The sequence below is a fragment of the Pseudomonadales bacterium genome (assembly GCA_041395945.1).
Lineage (GTDB): Bacteria > Pseudomonadota > Gammaproteobacteria > Pseudomonadales > Azotimanducaceae > SZUA-309.
In genome coordinates this window covers 1,858,142-1,874,283 of the sequence record JAWKZN010000001.1, presented here as the reverse complement: position 1 = coordinate 1,874,283, position 16,142 = coordinate 1,858,142, and the positions used below count along the sequence as shown (strand labels likewise).

Here is a 16,142-nt window from a genome sequence, read left to right as displayed (position 1 = left end):
TCCTCTTCGTCCTGCGGATCAGACTGCTGTGGCAGAGTCGATTTCGGGCAGGGGTTCTACCGGCATACCGTCGATGACGGTCTGAATGGGCGACAGGCAGACACGGTCTCCGCGGTTCAGTCCACCCTGGATGAGCACTTCGTCCCGGTACAGTCGCAGGGTATCCACGTCGCGATAGCGCAGGCGGTTCTCTTCATCCACCACCAGTACTCTGTCACCGTTGCGCATCACGTTGCGCGGCAGTACCACGATGTTGTCTGCCAGCAGACCTTCGATTTCAGCGTTGACAAACAGGCCAACGGACAGAGGTACAGTCTGCTGATCGTTGGTGACACGGGCGACCACCTGGACCATCCGGCTGGCGGTATCTATCTGGGCTTCGGTGCGGACGATGCGGCCGGTCCATTGCAGTTCCTGGCCGGCGTATTCAGCACTCAGGACCACCCTGGGCTGCTGCTCCAGGGGCAGCTCACCGCGATGCCCGACGGGCAGATTGAGATAGGCGAGCTGGCGGTCGGCGATGGGCAGTCGGACTTCCACCTCGTCTGAGGCATAGAGGGTGGCGATCGCTGCTCCGCGGCTGATGAACTGACCGATGTCCACAGATTCCTGTCTCACCAGTCCGGTAAATGGCGCTTTCAGCTCGGTGCGTGCGAGATCGCGGCTTGCCTGGGCAAAGGCGGCCTTTGCGTCCTGGAGGACGGCCTCCTGCACCTTGAATCCACGCAGCTGGTTTTCGATCTGGCTCTGGCTGGCGAGCTGGCGGGATTCGAGACTCTTGAGACGCTGGTATTCGAACCTTGAATGTTCGAACTCTGCCTGTGCCCGATCCAGACTGGCCTGGGCGCGGGCGAGTGCGGATCGGTAGTCATTGTCTTCAAGACGCAGCAGGGGGGCGCCGGCTTCAAAGTAGCCGCCGTTGACGAGGGAGGGCGACATCCACACCACCCGACCGGAGACTTCAGGTATCAGATTGCTTTCGGTACTCGGCAGCACAGAGCCCTGGGAGTGCACGGTGAGCTGAATGGACTCCGGGATGACCTCGCGTACCCGCACGGCGGTGGCGATGGGTTCCACCGAAGAGGGCTTCAATTCGGGACTGGTTGCCATCAGCGTAACGGCGCCGAAGATCGAAACGACGACGACCAGCACGGGTATCAGCAGTTTACGGATCATGATGTGGCAACCTCTTTGAATGAGCGCGTCTGCATGGCGCGATAGGCGTCGAATGCACCTCTGGCCTGCTGGCGGTTGAGCTCGGAGAGTTCGTTGAAGACCCGTGCGATCTGGTCGAGGTCCCGGTGCTCCATCGCCTCATCCAGCGCCTTGGCGAGACGGCGGTGGGAAGCGCGGTCCACTTCCGCCAGCCCATCCAGTGGTGTCATGGCCGGCATGAACTGCAGCAGGGCGTGCGCGATGAGCTGCACGGGCAGATTGCCGCTCGCCGCCATGATGGAATGCATCATGTCCACCCGGGCCTGCATATGGGCTTCCGGATCGAGTTCGCTTTCGTGCAGGGGTCGCACGAGCTGGCGCAGCTCGCGCAGTTCCTGGTCATCCGCTTTACGCACTGCGTTGAGCGCTGCGGTCTGCACCAGGCTCGCAATGACCACCAGAATCTGATCGACCAGGTCCGGCTGGGGCACATCGCCAAGGGACAGAAGGCAGCCGATCACATCGAGACTCGCCTGGTTCAAGGGGGTGACCCGGGCACCACCGGGCTGAATTTCAGCAATGCCGAGCTGTTCGAGTTTCTTCATGGCTTCCCGAACTGCGCCGCGATTGGCGGCGAATCGGGCGGCAAGATCCCGCTCGGATGGCAGGCGCTCGCCGGTGCGGTACTGACCCTGGAGGATGTCCCGGGTCAGGCTGTCGGCGATTTCATCGTGTTTGGGCATGCGTTTGACGGTTGCGTTCATGGTTCACCTGAATGTCAGGATCCTGGCTGATCCTTCAGTCGCTGGCGTGACCACAATGGTCATACCAGATTGGTCGGGGCATTGTAGAGAGTGAACGGGCAATGTCCAGCATTTCGTTACCGTCGGTAACAAAATGTGATCGAAACCTCAGATTTCAGCGCGCGCAGGCGGCGCGCGCGGGCGATCAGGCCCTGGGATCGACTCTTCGGTCAAGCATGTTGCCATGACGTAGAAGGTCGACCACCCGGGCCCGGCGCTGGGTCGGCTTGTTGTGCCAGAAGCTGGTGTCGAACGCCGGTCGCTGGACCCGATGGATCACACCCATCGCAGTGGGGAACGGCGCCTTCATGCCGAGCAGCAGATGGGCGAGGGTGGGATTGGTCTCGTCATGGGTCAGCAGGTCGGATGCGCTGATGCCGTCCTCACCGATGGTGACCGCTTCGAGTTGCAGGCTGCGGGGATTCAGTCGCAATCCCCGGCTGGCGTCTTTGCCGTAGGTCAGTGGCTGACCGTGCACCACATGGATCTGGGTTTCGGCCGCCTGCTTCTTGTTGACCACGTCGTCGAAGACGTCTTTGTTGTAGACGATACAGTTCTGGAGGAGCTCCACGAAGGCAGTGCCTTCATGGCTGCGGGCTGCTTTGAGCAGACCGGGCAAGCCTTTCTGATCGATGTCCACCGCCCGGGCAATGAAGGATGCCCCTGCACCGAGGGCAAACAGTCCGGGGTTCACCGGGGCATCGAACGATCCATGGGGTGTGGAAGGGCTCGTTGTGCCCTGCCGGGAGGTCGGCGAAGACTGCCCCTTGGTGAGCCCGTAAATCTCGTTGTTGAACAGCAGAATGTTCAGATTGATATTGCGGCGCAGGGCATGCAGCAGATGATTGCCCCCGATCGAGAGTCCATCCCCATCACCGGTCACCACCCACACATCGAGCTCGGGATTGGCGAGCTTCACACCGGTCGCGATCGCAGGAGCGCGGCCGTGAATGGTATGGAATCCGTAGCTGGCCACGTAGTAGGGCAGGCGGGACGAGCAGCCGATCCCGGAGACGAAGACTGTGTTTTCCGCCTTCGCACCGGCGTCTGCCAGCGTCCGCTGCACCGCTTTGAGGATCGAGTAATCACCGCAACCCGGGCACCAGCGCACTTCCTGATCCGTTTCGAAATCTTTGAATGTCAGTGCTTTCATGCTTTTGTCCCTTTCACGCGGGTGGCAGTGGAGATCGGGTTCGAGGCGATGCCGGTATCGGCGACCGGTGGCCGGGCAAGGCGGGCGATCCGGGCTTTGACCTCGGTTACTGTAAGGGGCTGGCCGGTGACCTTGTTGTACTGTACGACCCGGGTGAGCAGGCGGTCGCGCAGCAGCGTGGCCAGTTGTCCGGTGTTCAGCTCGGGTACCAGTATGGTCTCGAAACGCTCCAGCAGACTGCCGAGATTGTCCGGCAGCGGGTTGATGTGCCGCAGATGGATCTGGGCGACCGCGAGACCTTCTTCGAGACTCTCGGCAACCGCCTGATAGACGGTCCCGTAGGTGGAGCCCCAGGCGACTACCGCCAATCCCCCTTCGATACCCTGCTCGAGGATCTGCTCGGGAATATCCAGGGCAATATTGGCAACCTTTTTCGTGCGCAGATCGGTCATCGCCTGATGATTGTCCGGCTCGTAGGAGATGTTGCCGGTATTGAGATCTTTCTCTATGCCACCGACCCGGTGCACGAATCCCGGGTTTCCCGGCACTGCCCAGACTCGGGCAAGGGTTTCCGGGTCCCGCTCGAAGGCATTTCCGGATTCGCCGGGTCCGGGCTGGCGGTGGCTGATGCTCGGGTAGGCGTCGATATCGGGTATTGCCCACAGCTCAGAGGCATTCGCAATGTAGCCGTCGGTCAGCAGAATCACGGGTGTCATGTAGCGCAGCGCGATACGCACGGCTTCGATGGCCGTATCGAAGCAATCCGAAGGTGAGCGTGCGGCGAGCACCGGAATCGGGGTGTCCCCGTTGCGGCCGTAGACTGCCTGATAGAGGTCGGACTGCTCGGTTTTGGTCGGCATGCCGGTAGAGGGACCCGCCCGCTGGGAGTTGATGATCACCAGTGGCAGTTCGGTGGCAACCGCCAGACCCATGGCCTCGGTTTTCAGGGCAATGCCGGGACCGGAGCTCGAAGTGATGCCGAGTTTGCCCGCATAAGAGGCGCCAATGGCGGAGCAGATTGCGGCGATCTCGTCCTCGGCCTGAAAGGTACTGACTCCGGCATCTTCGAGTCCGGCGAGCTGATGCAGCACCGAAGACGCAGGCGTAATGGGGTAGGAGCAGAACATCAGACCGATGTCGGCGAGTTCACCTGCGGCGAGCAGTCCGAGTGCGAGGGCCTCTGCACCGGTCAGGGTGCGGAATTCCGCGGCGGCCAGCGGAGCTTCCGGGGCGGAATGCTGAGTGAGGCCGTGGGTTAGCTCCATGGTCTCGCCGTAAGCGTGGCCCGCATTGAGCGCGGCGAGGTTGGCATCGCGCAGAGCTTCGTCGGCGGCAAAGCGGATGCTGATCCACTGCTGAGTGGAGGCACGCGGCTGATCGAAAAGCCACATCATCAGACCCAGGGCCCAGAAGTTCTTGCAGCGCAGAGAATCTTTGGTGCCGAGACCGAAGGGCTTGACCGCCTCGATGGTGAGTTCGCTGATGGGTACCGGAATCACATTGAATCTGCGCAGACTGCCGTCTTCCAGCGGGTTGCTGTCGAGATCGGCGCGCTTGAGGCGCTGCTCGGTGAAGGCGTTTTCATCGACCAGAATGGTGGCACCGTCCGCGAGCCGGGAAATGTTCACTACCAGTGCCGCGGGGTTGAAGGCGATCAGCACATCCGGCTCGTCTCCCGGTGTGGTGATCCTGCGTCCGCCGAACTGGATCTGAAAGGCTGAGACACCGAAGCGGGTGCCGGTCGGCGCCCGGATCTCCGCCGGAAAGTCCGGCAGTGTGGAGAGATCGTGGCCGCCGATGGCGGATGCAACCGTGAACTGGTGGCCCTGCAGCTGAATGCCATCCCCGGAGTCACCGGCGAAACGCACTACGTAGCTCTTTTTACTGGGGAAATTCTTAGCCGGCATGGCAGTCTCGGTGGGGGATGTACGGGCGCGCATTTTACGCAATCAAACTGGAATTGGGAGTGGCCGTGACGGAATAACCCTGATGGCTGAGCTGTGGTAGAGTGCGCGCCGCCGGGTGTCCCGGAGCACTCGAGCGTGTCTGTGGGAATGCCGTAACTGGCTGAATATTTTGGAAAAACCGCATAGGAAAGCAAAGTGAAAGTCGTAGCAAAAACCGACGAGTACACCATCTACAAAAAGCGCAATGAGCGTTTCGCCGTGAAAGGCGCCGATCGCCGCTTCATCAACGGCGATGCCAAAACCGCCATCCTGCTGGCCAACAAGCTCATCGAAGCCCCGAAAGCCAAGGCCCCGGCCGCGGCTGAGGAAGCCCCGGCCGCCGCGGCGGAGTAATGCGCCTGCGGCAGAGAAAAACCGTCTGCTGACAGCCCCTGTCAGCAGGGGACCCTGACCCGGACCCTTCGACGCTCTACAATGGCCGGTTCCAATCACCAGACGCGGACACCGCGGGCAGGTCAGTGCAAGCCGTTTCCAGATTTCAGGTCGTCTCGGATTATGAACCGGCGGGCGATCAGCCCGCGGCGATCGCCGGACTGGTGGATGGTCTGCGGTCGGGTCTCTCACATCAGACGCTGCTCGGTGTAACCGGCTCGGGTAAGACCTTCGCGATCGCCAAAGTGATCGAAGAAGTACAGCGGCCGACGATCGTAATGGCGCCGAACAAGACCCTGGCCGCCCAGCTCTATGGTGAGTTCAAGGAGTTCTTCCCGCGCAATGCGGTCGAGTACTTCGTCTCTTACTACGACTACTACCAGCCCGAAGCCTACGTGCCTTCTTCCGATACCTATATCGAGAAGGACTCGTCCATCAATGCCCACATTGAACAGATGCGTCTGTCGGCCACCAAGGCGCTCCTCGAACGGCGCGACACCATCATCGTGGCCTCTGTCTCGGCGATTTACGGCCTTGGCGATCCGCAATCCTATCTGCGTATGGTGCTGCACCTGGACCGGGGAGATAAGGTCGATCAGCGTTTCATCGTGCAGCGTCTGGCGGAGCTGCAGTACACGCGCAACGACATGGCCTTCCAGCGTGGCACCTATCGGGTGCGCGGAGACGTGATCGATGTGTTTCCCGCGGAATCCGAAAAAGAGGCGGTGCGGGTAGAGCTGTTTGATGACGAAATCGAGAGCATCAGCACTTTCGATCCACTGACCGGCGAGCTGCTGAATCGTCTGCCGCGCTATACGGTGTTCCCGAAATCCCACTATGTCACCCCCCGGGAGCGCATCCTCAAAGTGCTCGATGAGATCAGGGAAGAGCTGCAGGATCGGCTCAACTGGCTGACGGAAAACCACAAGCTGGTGGAAGCGCAGCGGCTCGACCAGCGCACGCGTTTCGATCTTGAAATGATCAAGGAACTGGGTTTCTGCAGCGGCATCGAGAACTACTCCCGGTATCTCTCGGGTCGTCTGGCGGGGGAGCCACCACCGACGCTGTTCGACTACCTCCCGAAAGACGCCCTGATGATCATCGATGAGTCCCATGTCACCGTGCCCCAGATCGGCGGCATGTACAAAGGCGATCGATCGCGCAAGGAGACCCTGGTGGAATTTGGTTTCCGGCTGCCGTCGGCGCTGGACAACCGGCCGCTGCGTTTTGATGAGTGGGAGGCGCTGGGTCCCCAGATGATTTTCGTCTCGGCAACACCCGGGCCCTATGAAGCTCAGTATTCAGGTCAGGTGGTGGAGCAGGTGGTGCGGCCCACCGGACTGGTCGATCCTGCGGTGGAGGTGCGCCCCGCATTGACACAGGTGGACGATCTGCTCAGTGAAATCAGCGTCACAGTCGCCCGTAAAGAGCGGGTGCTGGTCACGGTGCTCACCAAACGCATGGCGGAAGATCTTACCGAATATCTCGATGAACACGGTGTGCGCGTGCGTTATCTGCACTCGGACATCGATACGGTGGAGCGGATGGAAATCATCCGCGATCTGCGCCTGGGTGAATTCGATGTGCTGGTCGGGATCAACCTCCTGCGCGAGGGGCTCGACATGCCCGAGGTCTCGCTGGTCGCGATTCTGGATGCAGACAAGGAAGGTTTTCTGCGTTCCGAACGTTCCCTGATACAGACCGTCGGCCGGGCAGCGCGGCATCTGAACGGCCGAGCGATTCTCTACGCGGACAGGATGACCGGATCCATGGAGAGCGCCATCGGCGAGACCGATCGGCGCCGGGAAAAGCAGGTCACTTTCAACAGGCTGCATGGCATCACCCCGCGTTCCGTTCAGAAACGTGTGGCGGATGTGATGGAAGGTGCGCGGACTGCCGCACCGGGTGAGAACCGCGCCCGCGCGGCGACCGGTGGGCGCCGGGCCGCGAGTGAAATTCAGGTGCCGGACGATCCCAGAGCCCTGGGTAAGCTGCTCGCCCAGCTCGAAAACCAGATGCTCACCCACGCACGCAATCTGGAATTTGAAGAAGCGGCCGCTTTGCGGGATCAGATCTCCCTGATACGCGAGAAAAGTCTGGTCAATCCTTACTGAAGCCGATCGACGGTAGTGTCGGATTCGCGCGCGAACAGCAGCCGATCACCGAGGCAGGCCTTAAGGCTTTCCCGGATCTGAAAAGCCCCGCTGGATGCGCGGACCTCACATCCGATTTCCAGGCGGCAGTCCCAGTCGTCCCGCCGCCAGCTGCGATCCAGCCTCTGTCTGCTTATCGCGCTGCCGTCCGCCTCCAGCCGAACGGTTTCCGTGAGTTCGCTGGACAGGTGCGTGCCCACTTCAGGCTCGACAAAGGATCGCAGCGGCCGGGTTTTCCGGTAGAGCCAGCTTCCGTCCGCATTGACTGTTACCGGCTCGAAAGCCTCGGGTGCGTGCTTCGCTGCTCCGACACCTGCGGCAAAAGGCAGGGGTTGCGCGGTGGCCTCAACCTCACGCACCGGCAGCTCGATTACCGATTGGCCGATGGCGACAGTGAGTGCTGCACCGGCCGCAGTGGGCCAGGTCATGGGCCAGAGTCCGTTCGAGATGGCCACTCGGATACGATTGCCTCGTTTGAACCGGTGCGCGCAGAACTGCAGCGGCAGGGACAGGGAGTAGAATTCACCGGGCACCACAGTATCCGGTGCACGGTGAGAATTGCGCGCGGAGAGTTTGCGTAGACTGAAACTCACCGGCCAGGATTGACCGGCAGAATCCACTTCGTTGAGCCGCACCGCAATGGATGCCCGGGCCTGGTCGACAGACAGGTGCAGTCGCAGTACCGGGTAACCCAGAATTTCCATAGCCGAGTCGAGTACCGGTGAATCGAAGCACAGCGAGTGCGCATCGTCGGTGCTCTGCTCCCCGGGCAGCAGGTCGAGCCATTCGGGATGGGTGGAGCCCACGGGTGCGGCAGGACGATGCGTGATCGGGCTGGCCCTCCCGGGTGCCAGTGCGGACAGACCCTGAGCGGACAGGAAGTAGCGCCCTGTGCTTGCCGCCGCGGGAGGCCAGCGCGCTTCGGCGATCCAGCGTCCCGGAACCGGCCTGGGCAGCACTTCCCGCGCAGTGCAGTAGGGCATGTAGGCGCGCAGCATGGGCCCGGCCATGATTCCGGTCTCTTCACCGCACAGCCAGTGGCGCCACCAGCGGACTTCTTCACTCGCCCAGTCAACTCCGCCCGGCACTGCCATCTCCGGATAGGTATGCGCCCAGGGACCGATGAGGCCCCTGCGCGGCACCGTAAGCTGCTCGAGCAGCCGGCCCACCGGATTTGCGTAGGTGTCCTGCCAGCCTGCCACGACATAGGTTGGACAACGGATGCTGGCGTAATCCAGCGCGATGGATCCGCGCTGCCAGTAGTCATCGAAATACTGATGGTCCAGCCAGCGGGTGATGATGGCCGGGGTACTGCGCAGTCGATCCCGCCACAGTTTCAGCCAGCCTGCACCCACGATCTGCGGATCCGGCGGACCGGCCATCACCGATTTGAACGACAGTCCCCACTGCAGGTTCGCCTGGGCGAGGGTGCCACCGAGGTAGTGGGCATCATCGGTGTAGCGATGGTCTGTGCCGGCGATGGACAGGATGGCCTTGAGCGCCCGGGGCTGCAGGGCGGCGATCTGCAGGGTATTGATCGCCCCCCAGGAAATGCCGCGCATGCCAACATTGCCGTTGCACCAGGGTTGCCGCGAGAGCCAGTCGATGCAGCGGACCCCGTCTTCCAGTTCGATCTGCGTGTATTCGTCAGTCAGCACTCCCTCAGAGTCACCGCTGCCGCGCACGTCGATTCTTGCAAATGCAATACCGTGGCTGGCCAGCACATCCCCCCAGGCATTGTCATGGAAGCGATAGCCGTCGCGCTTGCGGTAGGGGATGTACTCGAGGACCACGGGCGCAGGTCTGTTACTGGTGGTGTCAGGAATCCACAGGCGAGCGGACAATCGCACGCCATCGTCCATGACAATCCACTGGTGCTCAGTGATCTGATAGGTCTCCTGTGCAGGCATATGTCTCCCTGCTGTGAAATTCGCTGGTAGCATGGGCCCGGATAAAAACACGGACAACCCCCCGCAGGAGACGTCATTCATGCTGAAACGCACAAGTGCACACTCGCCCACGGCTGCAGGCAGACTGGTGTATCTGGAACATGAATCGCGGGTGCTCGCCGATAATCCCCTCGGTGATCCGCACATCCGGCAACTGCCCGTCTGGCTGCCGCCCGCCTATCTGGCCACCCGCAGCAAGCGCCGCTTTCCGGTACTTTTCGATCTGGTCGGATTCACCGGCTCGGGGCACTCCCATGTCGCCTGGCGCAACTTTGACGAAAGTGTTCCGGAGCAGGCCGCGCGGCTGATCGCCGAGAAGCGCATGGGAGCAGCGATTATCGTGTTTCCCGACTGCTTCACCGCGCTTGGCGGCAATCAGTACATCAACTCCAGCGCGATCGGCCGCTATGCCGACTATCTGACCCGGGAGCTCATTCCCTTCGTGGATGGCGAGTTCCGCACACTGGCCGACCGGGAACATCGCGGCTGTTTCGGGAAATCCTCAGGCGGTTATGGCGCCATCGTTCACGCGATGAAATATCCCCAGTACTGGGGTGCCATCGCCGATCATTCGGGCGATGCACACTTTGATGTGGTGTATCGGGGAGACTGGCCGAAAGCGCTGAATCTGCTGGCCCGCTATCGACGACCGGCACACAAACAGGGCCGCTATCGGATCGGTGTGCACACCGCTCAGACAGCACCGGGGGTGGACGACGGTCGTATCGGAAGATTCCTGACGTCAGTGCGGGAGAAAAAAAATCCGTCGGGAGACGAAGTCATGGCGCTGATGATGCTGGCGATGGCGGCGAGTTACGATCCTGCCCCCTCAGCACCCAATGGCTTCAAGGTGCCGTTTGATCTCGAAACCGCAGAGCTGCTGCCGGCACGTTGGAAGCGCTGGCTTGCGCACGACCCGATACACATGGTGCGTGTGCATCGGAAGGCGCTGAAGTCCATGAAAGGCATCTTCATCGATTGCGGCTGGCGGGATCAGTTCAACATCCACTATGGCTCCCGGATACTGTCCCGGGAACTCACAAAGGCCGGTGTGAATCATGTCTACGAGGAGTTCGATGCGACCCACTCCGGCATCGACTACCGAATGGACCGCAGCCTGCCTTTCCTCTACAGGGCTCTCAAGCCTTAGGATCAGAGGCTCCGCGGCACCCACCGAACGGGCATGGAGCATTGGACAATGCCGTCCCTTACGGTTAAGTTTGGCCCCGACGCCTACCTGCCGTAAGGGAGGGGGTGATCTGAAAACGCGACTCTAACCGAAACAGATTTGGACTTGATCCGGCTATGGACAGGTACCGATACCAGCCTCAACTCCAGGTTCCGCCCGCTCCGGGCACGGCGCTGCGTACCACCACCCGTCCGCTCGACATCCTTTTCTGTTCGGGGAGATCCGCTTCGAACTGAATGGGAGGCATTGCCATGTCGAAGAGATTGAGTGCGGTGGATTTCCGGGCGGCGAAAGCCAGCGGAAAAAAGCTCTCGATGGTGACCTGTTACGACTACTGGTCTGCACAGGTGCTCAACAGAACCCAGGTTGATTCGCTGCTGGTCGGGGACAGTCTGGCCATGGTGATGCACGGGTTCGATTCCACCGTGCATGCCACCGTGGAGATGATGGCTCTGCATATCGGTGCGGTTGCGCGCGGTGCACCGGAGAAATTCATCATTGGCGATATGCCCTTTCTGGCAGGCCGCAAAGGTCTGACCGCCGGGATGGAGGCGGTACAGAGCCTGATGCAGGCGGGTGCCCAGGCCATCAAGCTGGAAGGGGAACGGGGCCAGCTCGACCTCATCGAGGCGATCGTCGAAGGCGGCGTGCCGGTGATGGGGCATCTTGGCCTCACGCCACAGTCGGTTCACGGTCTCGGCGGCCACAAGGTACAGGCGCGCGCCGAGGCGGAAGCGGATGCGCTGCTGGCTTCCGCAGAACGGCTTGCCGCCGCCGGATGTTTTGCGCTGGTGCTCGAGTGTGTGCCCGCGCCGGTGGCTGCACGAGTTACTGCCGCGATTGAGATTCCGACCATAGGCATCGGCGCAGGCGCAGGCACGGATGGCCAGGTACTGGTGCTGCAGGACATGCTCGGCATGAACCCCTGCTTCAAGCCGAAATTTCTGCGTCACTACGCGACCGGCCACGCCATGATCACCGAGGCGGTCAATCGATTTCACAGCGATACAGAGCAGGGCAGTTTTCCCGCTCTGGCCGAGAGCTATCGATGAGCGCGCCGGTACGGTTGCCGGAAGGTGCGGTCGCCGGCGATTCGGGCTCTGGAATTCAGGTATTCCGGGATCTGACGGCCTGGAGCGAGTATCGACAGGGCATGTCCGGCAGTATCGGCTTTGTCGCCACCATGGGCGCACTGCATGCGGGTCATGCATCGCTCATCGAGCGCAGTCGCGCCGAAAACGATCAGACGGTGCTCAGCATTTATCTCAATCCCACCCAGTTCAACAATCCTCAGGACCTGGAGAAATATCCCCGCACCCTGGAGCGGGATCTGCGCATGGCGTGCGCGCTCGGTGTCGATGCGGTGATCACGCCGACCGGTGAGGCCATGTATGCGGACAGTTTCCGTTACCAGGTGGAGGAAAAAACAGAATCGAACACGCTCTGCGGCAGGCATCGACCCGGACACTTCACCGGTGTGCTCACGGTAGTGATGAAGCTGTTGAACCTCGTGCGACCGGATCGTGCCTATTTCGGTGAGAAGGATTTCCAGCAGTACGAGCTGATCCGGGATATGTGTGCGGCGTTTTTCATGGCTGTCGACATCGTGCCCTGCGCCATCGTGCGCGAGCCGGATGGTCTGGCCATGAGCTCACGCAACGAGTTGCTTGATGCGCCTTCGCGTGCGAGAGCGGGACAACTCAATGTGCTGATCCGTTCCGACCTCGATGATGCCGCGGTGATGCAGACCCTCACCGCAGCGGGTTTCGATGTCGACTATGTGGTCAGCCGGGAGGGGCGTCGTTTTGCCGCTGCGAGTCTTCGCTCGGGTGAACGCGTCGTACGCCTGATCGATAATGTGGTGCTCAGTCGTTCAGGCTGGTGCTCAGACGCTCACAGGCCCGGGCGAAATCCTCCATGAATTCCCGCACCACATTGCGGGCGCTGGTCGCGGTGTTCATCAGTCCGACCCCCTGACCGACCCAGTAGGTGGCGAGGCGCCGGGCATTCGGATCACCTGCCTCGGCCAGTTTGTCGATACGGGCGAGGGCGGGTCCGGAAACCAGGCCCTGCAGCGGCATGGGCAGCGGATCCGGGGCATCAGCTTCCTGCCAGGCGTCGGTCCAGGGACTGCGCAGCTGTCGTGTGTACTTGCCCGTGCGGCTGCGTGAGCGAACCGTCTGCCGGGAGGTTGCCAGCAGCATCTTTTCCTTTACCGCCGGTGCGGTTTCCGCTTCTGCCGTCGTCAGCCAGACTGAGCCCGTCCAGGCGCCCGCCGCACCCATGGCCATGCAGGCGGCCATCTGCCGGCCGGTGACGATACCGCCCGCTGCGAGGACAAGGGTATCGGCACCCAGTTCGGCGATCGTGTCGAGCACTTCGGGCACGACCACCAGGGTCGAGACTTCTCCGCAGTGTCCGCCCGCCTCGGTTCCGGATACCACCAGAACGTCGACACCGGCCTCGATGTGCTTTATGGCATGTTCCCGCGCACCGGTCAGCGCGCCGACCACGATGCCCTTTTTGCGTGCGGCCTCCATCATGAAAGGCGGCGGCACACCCAGGGCATTCACCACCATCCGGATCGGGTGGCGCAGCGCCACTTCGAGCTGTTTGCTGGCGCCGCGCTCGCGCATCGCATCGCCAGTGTCAGCACGGATCTGCCGATCCCACAGACCTTTTGTATCGATGCCGTTTTCCGCAAGGATGCGCTCCACGTGACGCTTGTGAGAGTCCGGGATGCGTGCTTCCAGGTCTTCGGGGGTCAGGGTGCCTTCCTTATCCACGAGGCTGGTGGGTACGATAAGGTCCACGCCATAGGGCTTGCCGCCGACCTGTTCGTCGATCCATTTGAGATCGATCTCAAGAGACTCCGGCGTGTGGCCCACCGCTCCCAGCACACCGAAGCCGCCCGCTTTGCTGACTTCGGCCACTACATCGCGGCAGTGGCTGAAGGCGAACAGAGGAAATTCGCAGCCAACCATTTCACAGATCTTCGATTTCATTGTGTTTCTCCGGCAGTGTTGATTGAATCCAGCGTCTTTCGAGCCCGGTCCTGATGTGCGGGCTGAATGTGATCGGTCAGTGTTTTCAGCGCGGCGGCGAGCACGGCGGCGTCATCGGTGAAGCCCAGACCCAGAATAAAATCCGGTATGAGATCGGCAGGCATGATGAAGTAGCCGAGAGCGCCAAGCAGAATGCCGCGCACATGCCTGGGTGTGATGGGGTCGATTGCGGCGTAGTAAGCGGCCAGCAGGTCCGCGGCAAAGGGAAGGCGAGCGGCCACCCGGCGGAACTTGGGCCAGAACTGTGTCTCTATCTCTCTGGCATCCTCTGGTTGCATGCCGGAATCGCCCCTTTCTCTGTCGCGTTTGAGCTGGATGTAGCATGCCAGAAGCGCAGAGGCTTCGCAGTCAGCCGGTCCGGTCGGACCCGGGGCGACAGGCTGATCCCGGCGGACTATCCTCGCCCCATCAGCCGGGGAGCATCCCGTGCCAGGTTTCAGATACAAGGCATTCATCAGCTACAGCCACACGGATGAGCCATGGGCATCCTGGCTGCATCGCGAGCTGGAAGCCTATCAGCCACCGGAAGATCTGGAGCTGCCCGGTCGACTCTCGCCGATATTTCAGGACCGCGAAGAACTGGCTGCCTCCAGAGATCTCAGTGACGCCATCGAAGCGGCACTGGCCGCATCCGAATTTCTCATTGTCGTGTGTTCACCGGCCGCCGCGTCGTCGAAGTGGGTTCGCGCGGAAGTCGAGAAATTCATCGGTTTCGGCCGGGAAGAGAATGTCCTGTGCCTGATTGTCGAGGGTAAACCCCACGATGCGAGATCTGAATGCCTGCCTGAACCACTGCGAAAGCGGGAACCGCTGGCGGCCGATGTACGTGGCGACAGCAGCGCCCGATCCAGCGCGCTGTTGCGGATTGTGGCGGGGCTGCTGCGTGTCGAGTTCAATCGGCTGCGTCGGCGGGAAGCCTCCATCGCCCTGTTGCCGTTCCGGGATCTGTCTCCTGCGGGTGACAAGGACTACCTGGCGGATGGATTTGCAGAGGAGTTGCTCAACAGACTGACAAGGCTGCGCGATCTCCGGGTAATCTCGAGATCCTCGTCTTTTCAGTTCAGGGACCAGGCGCTGCCCGCGACGGAGATAGGGCGCCAGCTGGATGCAACCTATGTAGTGGAAGGTTCTGTTCGCACCATGGGCAAAGCGATACGGGTTGGCGTTCAGCTCACCGACACACGAACGGACTCCATACGCTGGTCGATGAGCTACGATCGAACCCTTGATGATGCGTTCGCGTTGCAGGATGAGATTGCGGCCAGTGTCGCAGCCGAGCTGCATCGCACCGTGCGCGCCCAGGCATCGGCACGAAAAGCGGTGAATGCCCAGGCCTATCAGCTGCTGCTGCGCGCCCGGCATCTGGCCCGGCAGTTCAAACGGGAGGCGCTCGAACGCTCCAATGAACTTCTCCAGGAGGCGCTGCAGCTCGAGCCCGGATATCCGGATCTGTGGAATGGTCTGGCCGACAACTACGGCACCCAGGCGGGTGAGGGCTTCGGTGATCCGGAAGAGCGAATCCGCCTGTCGCGCGAGGCCACCGAGAAAGTGCTCGCGCTGGATCCCGACAACGCGGTGGCGCTGTCGCAACGGGCGTGGATTGCTCTGCGGTTCGACAATGATCTCAGTGCCGCAGCGAAGGATCTGCAGCGTGCGCTGGCCGATGGTACCCACGACGCCAGAGTGCTGAGCACGGCCGCCGGGCTTTTGACGAGAATGCGTCGCATTGAGGAAGGCGTCGCCGTGGCGCGACGGGTTACGAAACTCGACCCCCTGAATTCCCACGCCTTCGCAAACCTCGGGGCATTTTCCCTGTTTGCCGGGCGATACGACGATGCAATCCACGCCTATCGTCATGCATTGGAGATCAGTCCCGGGTTTGTCGGCGCGAACTTCGCCATTGGCCTGGCGTCGCTAGAGAAAGGTGATCTGGAAGCCGCTGCTGCATCGATGCAGCGGGAAAGTGATGAAGAATTCAGGACCAAAGGGCTGGCCTTTCTGTACTGGGCGCAGGGGAACACCGACGCCTTCCATGCCGAACTCAAACTTCTGATCGAAACCTGGGGGGCGGTCTGGCCCTCCGAGGTATCCGAAGTGTATGCCTACGCTGGCATGGCCGATGAGGCGTTTGAGTGGATTGACCGTGCTACGAACCTCGAGCAGGGCGCAGGCTGGGCGGAATGTGTCCTTAATCCCGCGTACCGCAAACTGCGGGATGATGTCCGCTGGCCCGGGTTGCTTGAAGCGCTTCATCTGGCGCCGGCACAGCTCGCACAGATCCGTTTCAATCTGCCGGATGTGCTGCAAAGGCCGGGGTAGGGGCTGGAGGCAGGTGC

At 61.6% G+C, this 16,142-nt stretch carries 13 protein-coding genes; 6 read left to right on the top strand and 7 right to left on the bottom strand.

The genetic code is table 11. From position 1 onward, the window contains the following. Nucleotides 1-18: 18 nt before the first annotated feature. The 4 genes from R3E82_08830 to R3E82_08815 form a co-directional block, all read right to left on the bottom strand. Nucleotides 19-1,176, bottom strand: coding sequence for an efflux RND transporter periplasmic adaptor subunit (locus R3E82_08830; protein MEZ5550976.1), 1,158 nt, complete (start codon nucleotides 1,174-1,176; stop codon nucleotides 19-21). Next, on the bottom strand, nucleotides 1,173-1,919 hold the full coding sequence (locus R3E82_08825; GenBank protein MEZ5550975.1) for a GntR family transcriptional regulator: 747 nt from the start codon (nucleotides 1,917-1,919) through the stop codon (nucleotides 1,173-1,175). The genes R3E82_08830 and R3E82_08825 overlap by 4 nt, the downstream gene beginning before the upstream one ends. A 184-nt stretch (nucleotides 1,920-2,103) precedes the next feature. Next, complete coding sequence (locus R3E82_08820; protein MEZ5550974.1) at nucleotides 2,104-3,111, bottom strand: 2-oxoacid:ferredoxin oxidoreductase subunit beta; 1,008 nt, start codon at nucleotides 3,109-3,111, stop codon at nucleotides 2,104-2,106. Next, complete coding sequence (locus R3E82_08815) at nucleotides 3,108-5,018, bottom strand: 2-oxoacid:acceptor oxidoreductase subunit alpha (GenBank protein MEZ5550973.1); 1,911 nt, start codon at nucleotides 5,016-5,018, stop codon at nucleotides 3,108-3,110. The genes R3E82_08820 and R3E82_08815 overlap by 4 nt, the downstream gene beginning before the upstream one ends. A 195-nt stretch (nucleotides 5,019-5,213) precedes the next feature. On the opposite strand from R3E82_08815, the gene R3E82_08810 reads away from it, so the two are divergent. Next, nucleotides 5,214-5,411 (top strand): hypothetical protein, encoded by a 198-nt coding sequence (locus R3E82_08810; protein ID MEZ5550972.1) that lies wholly within the window; start codon nucleotides 5,214-5,216, stop codon nucleotides 5,409-5,411. A gap of 125 nt (nucleotides 5,412-5,536) precedes the next feature. Next, nucleotides 5,537-7,564, top strand: a complete 2,028-nt coding sequence (gene uvrB / locus R3E82_08805; protein ID MEZ5550971.1) for an excinuclease ABC subunit UvrB — start codon at nucleotides 5,537-5,539, stop codon at nucleotides 7,562-7,564. On the opposite strand, the gene R3E82_08800 is transcribed toward uvrB, so the two are convergent. Continuing rightward, the gene (locus R3E82_08800; GenBank protein MEZ5550970.1) at nucleotides 7,558-9,513 is read right to left on the bottom strand and encodes a CocE/NonD family hydrolase; all 1,956 of its coding nucleotides are present in this window, start codon (nucleotides 9,511-9,513) and stop codon (nucleotides 7,558-7,560) included. The genes uvrB and R3E82_08800 overlap by 7 nt on opposite strands. Before the next feature lie 79 nt (nucleotides 9,514-9,592). Between R3E82_08800 and R3E82_08795 the strand changes: the two genes are divergently transcribed. The 3 genes from R3E82_08795 (at nucleotide 9,593) to panC (ending at nucleotide 12,662) form a co-directional block, all read left to right on the top strand. Continuing rightward, the gene (locus R3E82_08795) at nucleotides 9,593-10,702 is read left to right on the top strand and encodes an alpha/beta hydrolase-fold protein (protein MEZ5550969.1); all 1,110 of its coding nucleotides are present in this window, start codon (nucleotides 9,593-9,595) and stop codon (nucleotides 10,700-10,702) included. Between the two features lie 290 nt (nucleotides 10,703-10,992). Continuing rightward, nucleotides 10,993-11,793 carry a 3-methyl-2-oxobutanoate hydroxymethyltransferase gene (gene panB / locus R3E82_08790; GenBank protein MEZ5550968.1) on the top strand — a complete coding sequence of 267 codons (801 nt, stop codon included), beginning with the start codon at nucleotides 10,993-10,995 and terminating at the stop codon, nucleotides 11,791-11,793. Beyond that, a complete protein-coding gene (gene panC / locus R3E82_08785) occupies nucleotides 11,790-12,662 on the top strand; it encodes a pantoate--beta-alanine ligase (protein MEZ5550967.1) in 873 nt (290 codons plus the stop codon). The genes panB and panC overlap by 4 nt, the downstream gene beginning before the upstream one ends. Here the strand turns inward: panC and R3E82_08780 are convergent. Then, nucleotides 12,607-13,746: a nitronate monooxygenase gene (locus tag R3E82_08780; protein ID MEZ5550966.1), complete on the bottom strand. Its 1,140-nt coding sequence runs from the start codon at nucleotides 13,744-13,746 to the stop codon at nucleotides 12,607-12,609. The genes panC and R3E82_08780 overlap by 56 nt on opposite strands. Then, nucleotides 13,743-14,084 carry a YkvA family protein gene (locus R3E82_08775; GenBank protein ID MEZ5550965.1) on the bottom strand — a complete coding sequence of 114 codons (342 nt, stop codon included), beginning with the start codon at nucleotides 14,082-14,084 and terminating at the stop codon, nucleotides 13,743-13,745. Before R3E82_08775 ends, R3E82_08780 begins: the two co-directional genes overlap by 4 nt. A 148-nt stretch (nucleotides 14,085-14,232) precedes the next feature. Here R3E82_08775 and R3E82_08770 point away from each other — a divergent pair, with 148 nt between their 5' ends. Then, the gene (locus R3E82_08770) at nucleotides 14,233-16,125 is read left to right on the top strand and encodes a TIR domain-containing protein (GenBank protein ID MEZ5550964.1); all 1,893 of its coding nucleotides are present in this window, start codon (nucleotides 14,233-14,235) and stop codon (nucleotides 16,123-16,125) included. The last annotated feature ends 17 nt before the right edge of the window (nucleotides 16,126-16,142 follow it).